Here is a 7,757-nt window from a genome sequence, read left to right as displayed (position 1 = left end):
ACGATGGGTGTTAGTGAAGCCACACGAAGAGTAGCTAAAGAAGTCTTTTAATTTAAAGCCAAACCTTCGTTCCTTCGGAGCAGTTGGAACAGATATCTATATCTTTCCTTGAAGTAGAAACAGCTTTTCGGAATGAAACATATTCACCGGAATTCCAGATTTCTTTAAACGATTGTTGGCTAAGGTCGCCCAAGCGATGCACGGCATCTTTATCAAAACAACAAGGAACTACTTTACCGTCCCAGGTAATAACGGAGGATGTCCACATTCTCCAGCATTTATTATCCATTTTGTTTTTAAGCACATACTTACCCCCTGGCAGTTTTTTGTACCTGGCGTATTTTTCATTATCCGGAATCAGCGGGTTGCCATTTTCGTAATTGTAGACCTGAGCAGATTTATACCTCACTTCATTTACGCCTAATTCCTTTGCCATTTTTTCAATCTCCGGAATCTGGTGCTCATTGTGTTTAACCACCAAAAACTGAAAGATTAAATGTGGGGTTTTAGATTTTAATTTTTTCTTCCAGGCCACAATTCGTTTGGCCCCTTCAATCACCTTTTCCAGGTCGCCATGAATTCGGTATTTTTCATAGCTCTCCTGTGTACTACCATCAATTGAAATGATTAAGCGGTCCAATCCACTTTCAACCGTTTGTTTCGCTTTTTCTTCTGAAAAAAAATGCCCGTTACTCGAAGTAGCGGTAAAGATTTTTTTGCTTTTGGCGTATTTAACTAATTCGAGAAATGTAGGGTGAATAAAGGGTTCTCCCTGGAAATAAAAATTAAGATAGATTAAATAAGGAGATAGTTCATCGATGATTTTTCGGTTTAGTTCGGAACGAAGATTTCCAGTTGGTCTGGAAAACATTTTTAATCCGGAGGGACATTCAGGACAACCCAAATTACATGCTGTTGTAGGCTCAAGTGAAAGCGACATTGGCATGGCCTTCACATGGTGATTGTTCCTTCTTCGGCTCAGGTGAAATGAAACCCATAGACGAAACACATTCGCGATTTTTTTCCATCGAATGACTTTTAAGATTCTCAGATTTTCGCGAATCAGTGGCATTTTTCAAAAATACGAAATTGAAAGATGTATCAGGTATTCCCTTATTTTTGTTTCATGTTAAAATGGCTTTACGGTTTTTTCCTTCTGGTATTTAATTTTCAATTCGTATACGGTCAGTACTCTATCAGCGGAACCGTAATGGATGGTTCAACCCATGAAGCGTTGGCATTTGTGAATATCATTACCACTGATGGATCTGTTGGAACTGCTACGGACATAGAGGGGAAATTTGTTTTACGGAGTACATCGCCAATTACGGAAATCCGCTTATCCTATATTGGTTATCATACCCGTGTATTTTCCATTCAAAATCCTGCTGACCGGCAAATCATCTATCTAGAAAAGCACGATACTGAACTTGATGTAATAGAAGTGTTGCCAGGGATTAATCCGGCCGACACCATAATGGAAAAGGTGTACAAGAACCGAAAAAGGAACGACCCTGAAAGCTCAACTAGTTTTAGTTATTCGTCCTACAATAAGATGATTGTTACCATGGCTTTGGACTCGGTTTACATTCGTAATCCGCAAAAAATTGCGGAACTCGACACCAATACCCGTGAAGCCATTTCATTTTTTGAGCAGCAGCATTTGTTCATTGCTGAATCGACAACGGATCGTTTTTATTATTCCGCCAATCATCAATTTGAAGAAGTACATGCATCGCGCATCAGCGGATTTAAAAATCCTGTATTTACTTTACTCGCCACTGAGTTGCAATCTTTCACCTTTTATCACGAGTTTATATCACTTGGTGGCATACAGTATGAAGGTCCCATTGCAGCCAATGCATCCAGGCGCTATTTTTTTCTTATTGAGGACACGATATTTTCTGAAACCGATACTTCGTGGGTAATTTCTTTTCGACCGAAAAAAGGAAAAAAATTTTCCGGCATGAAAGGGAGAATGACCATTTCTTCGAATGGATTCGCCATTGCCAATGTGATTGCAGAGCCTATAGTTCAGGGTAATGAAACCATTAGCCTTAAGATTCAACAACGCTATGATTTCTTATTGAAGCAACAGTGGTTTCCGGTAGAATTAAACACCATCATGTATTTCCCAGCCATACAATTAGAGAAAATGGAGGCCATCGGGATTGCCAATACCTACATTACCAATGTCGTTTTAAATCCGGAAAAGAAAAAGTCTAACATCGGGTTTGTAGATTTAAGTCACGATCCGGATGTTGCAAGTAAAGATGAAAATTATTGGATGGAACGAAGAAGAGATTCGCTTTCTGAAAAGGAATTGCGGACCTATGAAGTCATCGATTCGATTGGAGAAAAGGCCCATTTGGAACGCAGGACAAACACACTGATGTATTTACTGGAGGGGCAATGGCCCATTGGGAAAATCAGTCTGGATTTGGATAAAATTATTCAGTTTAACGATTACGAAGGATTTCGTGCAGGATTAGGCGTGCATACCAATTCACGATTGAGCAGGTATTTTTCTATTGGAGCTTACGGCGCTTATGGATTTAAAGATAAGTCAGCAAAATATGGTGCTGATTTAAAACTCATGCTTCCTGAGCGGGACATTGAACTAAAATTAAGCTGGCAACAGGATCTGGCAGAAACCGGAGGTGTTGAATATTTCGGTAAAAAAAATAGTCTTACCAATGAAGACCTCAGTGACCTGTTCAGAAACAGAATGGATAGCGTGCAAAAAACAGAACTGATTTTTGGTGCACGGATTTTTAAATTTTTTAAATCCTATACTTTTGCGAACATCCAATCGCGAAAAAGCTATTCTGAATACGGTATAAGAAGCATATACGATCAATATTCGATTTATCGTGAAGCTTACAACCTCGCTGAAGCAGGAATTGCGGTAAGGTTTCAATTTGGAGAAAAATTCATATCCAGCAATGGCCGGCTCATCTCCAAAGGTTCCAATTTTCCGGTAGTTTGGCTTAAAGCATCTTTTGGAAGTGATCAATTAGCCGGAGGTGAAATTGCCTATCAAAAATTCGATTTCCGCATTGAAAAACGTCACCGAATCGCTCGTTTTGGTTCCATCAGTTACCGGATTGATGCAGGAAAAATAATCGGAACATCATTGCCGTTTAGTCTGATGTATAACCCCAGAGGAACATGGCGCGAAATTCGGGAATTAAATGTGTTTTCCGGATTTGGGTTTGAGGTAATGCGCACCAATGAATTTTTGTGTTCGGAATACCTGGCCATCCATTTCAGATATGATTTTCCTTCGTTGAAAATTGGAAAGAAATTTCAACCCATACCTGGAATTGTTTCCAATGCATTTATGGGTTTAAACCATGTACCCAGCATTTATCTTCCGCAAGGTGTAAAAAGTTCGGAAAATCCTTATTTAGAATCCGGCATCCTGCTCAATAACCTCATTCGTTCCGGCGTCAGCGGCATTGGTATTGGGGCTTTCTACCGGTATGGCGCACAATCCTTACCCAATGGCATTGATAACTGGGCCTTTAAATTAAGTTTTAGTTTTAGCCTTCAATAGTCAAAAGAGATTCCTCATTCTTCCTCTCACTTAACAGCATTTTTCTACATTTGTTAAATACTCATCACCCATGTGGTCTAGAATTGCAACCATAATCCTGAGAAATCGTGTAGCTATGCTGGTCGGACTAAGCCTGGTTACAGCTTTCTGGCTCTACATGGCCATTACCCGAATCCATCTGAATCATAAGTTTCAAACCATGTTACCTGAGAAGGACAGTGCCAACATTGTTTTTCAGGACATGAAAAAACGATTTGGTGAAGATGGGATGATAATGGTGATTGGAATTAACTGCAAAGATCTTTACACGATAGAGAAATTTTCGAAATGGAAAGAGTTAGGTCGCGAGCTAAGAAAGGTTGATGGTGTTGACTCTGTGTTTTCTGTTGCAGATATGTATGGACTTTACAAAGCGGATTCCGTACAATCAGGAACAGATTCCATTGGAAATCCGATTTACGTACAGGAGAAAAAATTTCAACTCAAAGAAATTTGTCCCGAAACTCCTGCTACACAATCTGAACTTGACAGTATAGTTTCCGTTGTACACTCCTTCCCTTTTTACAATGGAATTCTCTATAACGATTCCACCGGTGCTCAATTAATGATGGTTTTCATTAATCCGAAAAAATTTAACTCCGAAGAAAGAGGAACAACCGTAAGGGATGTGGTGAATGTTGCAGATGGCTATTCCAAAGATTTCGGAGAGATGCATTATTCGGGTTTACCGTATATCCGCGATGTGTTGTTTCACACACTGAGGTCGGAATTAAAATTGTTTATTGGATTATCTGCTTTAGTCACCTGTTTAATCATCTTTTTATTTTTCCGCTCTATTCGTGTGATAATCGCCTGTATGGTTGTGGTCATTACCGGTGTAATTTGGTCCTTCGGTACCATGGGCTTATTGCGGTATGATGTTTCACAGTTAATGGCCTTGATTCCGCCTTTAATGATTGTAATTGCTATTCCTAACTGCATTTATCTTATCACCAAGTATCACCAGTTATTTATTAATACCGGAAATAAAATTAAAGCCCTCACCCGGGTGATACAAAAAATCGGTGCTGCCACTTTAATGACCAATGCTACCACCGCTCTTGGTTTTGCAACATTTATTTTTACCGATAACGAAAAATTAAGAGAATTCGGAATTGTGTCTGCCATCAACGTAATGGCGCTATTTATTTTGTCGCTTATCATTATTCCGATTGTTTTCAGTTTTATGAAAGATCCTTCCGTAAAACAAACAAAGCATTTAGAGAAAAGATGGGTGGAGCGCAGTATTGATTTTCTGGTTTATCTCGTTAGTAAAAAACGTTGGGTCGTTTATCTTGGTTCAGCCCTCATTATTTCGGCAGGAATTGTTGGTTTATCCATGGTAAAATCGACCGGTGCTATTACTGAAGATTTACCGGAGAGTAGTCCCGTAAAAAAAGATTTGCGCTTTATTGAGTCCAATTTTGGGGGTATGGTTCCGTTTGAAGTTATTATCGATTTCAAAAATAAGGGTCAGCTTAAAAACCCCAGCTACGCGATTAAGAATTTGAAAAAAGTGGAAGCGATCCAAATGAAAATGGATTCCACCCCCTATTTTTCAAAATCACTTAGTGTAACGGATGCTCTAAAATTTGTTAACCAGGCTTTTCACGGTGGTGATATGCAATTTTATAAACTGCCTGAAAAAAGAGATTTTGTTTACCTGAAACCTTATTTCGAAAAATTAAAGGAAAATAAAAGTGGTCCCGGTTTAAAAGGTTTTATCGACAGCACCGAAACCAAGGGTAGAATTACGCTTCAGATTAAAGATCTTGGCGCGAAAGAATTGATTGCTATTGAACAAAAATTAAATGCATCATTTGATTCCATTTTAAATCCGGACCGGTTTGAAATGGATTCTCTTTTCAATGTAGCCATGCAAGCTTCCGGAAGCATGCGTGATTCGATGCTGATGGTGTTTTACGACACCTACCCACGTGTTTTTAGTCTGCTGCAGGAAGAAATTGCCAATGGTGATTCGCTCAAACTGGTTGCCTTGGAAGAAGATCCAACACAGGTTTATGCCATGCATTCGGATAAAGGATTTGAAGAACATTTAAAGAAAGCCATCGCGAATAACCGTCCCACCGTTATTTTCACCGGAACAGCTGTTGCCTTTGCAAAGGGCACGAAATACCTCATTGGTAATCTCGTTTCGAGTTTAATTTTTGCCGTGATTTCGATCTCTGCACTCATGGCACTATTGTTTCGTTCGGTTCGAATGGTTTTAATTTCTATGATACCGAATTTAGTTCCACTGATTGTGGCTGCCGGTATTATGGGGTATTTTGGTGTCCCACTGAAAGTCTCCACCATTTTAATTTTCAGTATTGCGTTAGGTATTAGTGTTGACGATGCTATTCACTTTTTAGCTAAATACAGACAAGAATTAAAAACCGGAAAATCCATTCGCGAATCTGCAGAAATTTCGATCCGTGAAAGCGGTGTAAGTATGATGTATACTTCCATTGTGTTATTCTGTGGATTTTTAATTTTCACGTTCAGTGAATTTGGAGGAACCATTGCATTGGGGATGCTGATCTCCATTACCCTTTTGGTGGCGATGCTTTGTAACCTGGTTATTCTTCCTTCGCTGCTGATGACGTTGGACAAATGGGTAACTACGAAAGCTTTCCGCGAACCTTACCTTGAAATTTTTGATGAGGAAATCGATGAAGATTTGAGCAGTTTACAAGTGGAAAAAAAAGATTCCGATTCTGAAAACTAAATTCATAGTTAATTGTTTTATTTTTTTCTGTTATGAAAGGCATTATTCTAGCCGGTGGATCCGGAACCCGATTACACCCCTTAACACTGGCCGTTAGCAAGCAGCTGATGCCGGTATATGATAAACCGATGATCTATTATCCTTTGTCGACCTTAATGAGCGCAGGGATCAAGGATATATTAATTATTTCAACACCACATGATCTCCCCAACTTTCAGAAATTGCTGGGTGATGGTTCTTCATTGGGATGTAATTTCAGTTATGCCGAACAAAAAGTTCCGAACGGTTTAGCACAGGCTTTTGTTATTGGGGCAGAATTCGTGGGCAATGACAGTGCTGCTTTAATTTTGGGTGATAATATTTTTTACGGAACAGGTCTTGGCAGAAATCTGAAAGAAAATTACAATCCCGACGGAGCAGTGATTTTTGCCTATCACGTAAGTGATCCGGAGCGTTATGGTGTGGTGGAATTCGATCAGGATATGAATGCCATTTCGATTGAGGAAAAACCAAGTAAACCAAAATCAAATTTTGCAGTTCCGGGATTATATTTTTATGACAACAACGTGATAGAAATTGCAAAAAATCTGAAACCCAGTGCACGTGGTGAGTATGAAATTACGGATGTAAATAAAGAGTATTTAAAAAGCGGTAATCTAAAAGTAAGCGTTCTCGACAGAGGTACTGCATGGCTGGATACCGGAACATTTGCTTCGCTGATGCAGGCCGGACAATTTGTGCAAGTGATTGAGGAACGTCAAGGTTTACGCATTGGATGTATAGAAGAAGTTGCTTTTAAAAATGGATTTATTTCTAAAGAGCAACTGGCAAAAATTGCAGAACCACTTACAAAAAGCGGATACGGAACCTATTTATTAAGCCTGATCCAATAATGGAAAAAATACAGTCATACATGCAATTGGTTGAACAGGGAATTCGCGAATTAAAATTCCCGGAAAAACCGAAGGAATTGTATGAACCCATGCATTACCTGTTATCACTCGGTGGCAAACGTATGCGACCAGTTTTATTGTTAATGGGGCATGAACTTTTCGGAGGTAAATCAAGCGATGTTTTGCCGCAAGCTATCGCCATTGAATTATTTCATAATTTCTCTTTGATACATGATGACATTATGGATCAAGCCCCATTGCGCAGGGGAAAACCAACGGTACATGCCAAATGGAATAGTAATGTAGGCATCCTGAGCGGCGATGGAATGTTGGTGATTGCTTATCAATTATTGAGTCAGTGTAAGCCCGAAAAATTACCGGAAGTCATTTCCATTTTTTCCAAAACGGCCATTGAAGTTTGCGAAGGACAACAATTCGATATGGAATTTGAAACGAGGGATGATGTAAGCATTGACGAATACATTGAAATGATTGCCTTAAAGACTTCCGTTTTATTAGGTGGCGCATTAAAAATCGG

The 7,757-nt window shown here is 39.3% G+C and carries 5 protein-coding genes; 4 read left to right on the top strand and 1 reads right to left on the bottom strand.

What is annotated here, in order from left to right; all coding sequences use genetic code 11:
* Positions 1 to 52 precede the first annotated feature (52 nt).
* Complete coding sequence (locus K1X56_14360) at positions 53 to 1,072, bottom strand: SPASM domain-containing protein (GenBank protein MBX7095901.1); 1,020 nt, start codon at positions 1,070 to 1,072, stop codon at positions 53 to 55.
* Positions 1,073 to 1,126: 54 nt separating this feature from the next.
* Here K1X56_14360 and K1X56_14355 point away from each other — a divergent pair, with 54 nt between their 5' ends.
* The 4 genes from K1X56_14355 to K1X56_14340 form a co-directional block, all read left to right on the top strand.
* Complete coding sequence (locus tag K1X56_14355) at positions 1,127 to 3,559, top strand: DUF5686 and carboxypeptidase regulatory-like domain-containing protein (protein MBX7095900.1); 2,433 nt, start codon at positions 1,127 to 1,129, stop codon at positions 3,557 to 3,559.
* 1,174 nt (positions 3,560 to 4,733) lie between these two features.
* Positions 4,734 to 6,326: an MMPL family transporter gene (locus K1X56_14350; protein ID MBX7095899.1), complete on the top strand. Its 1,593-nt coding sequence runs from the start codon at positions 4,734 to 4,736 to the stop codon at positions 6,324 to 6,326.
* Positions 6,327 to 6,358: 32 nt separating this feature from the next.
* Positions 6,359 to 7,219, top strand: a complete 861-nt coding sequence (gene rfbA / locus K1X56_14345; GenBank protein MBX7095898.1) for a glucose-1-phosphate thymidylyltransferase RfbA — start codon at positions 6,359 to 6,361, stop codon at positions 7,217 to 7,219.
* Positions 7,219 to 7,757: polyprenyl synthetase family protein (locus K1X56_14340; protein ID MBX7095897.1), on the top strand; the 539-nt coding region annotated here is incomplete at its 3' end. The genes rfbA and K1X56_14340, both read left to right, overlap by 1 nt.

It is taken from the genome of Flavobacteriales bacterium, from assembly GCA_019694795.1.
In the GTDB taxonomy this organism is placed as follows: domain Bacteria; phylum Bacteroidota; class Bacteroidia; order Flavobacteriales_D; family UBA2798; genus UBA2798.
Note: the sequence above shows the minus strand (reverse complement) of the source record. Positions and strands in the feature narration are given on the sequence as shown.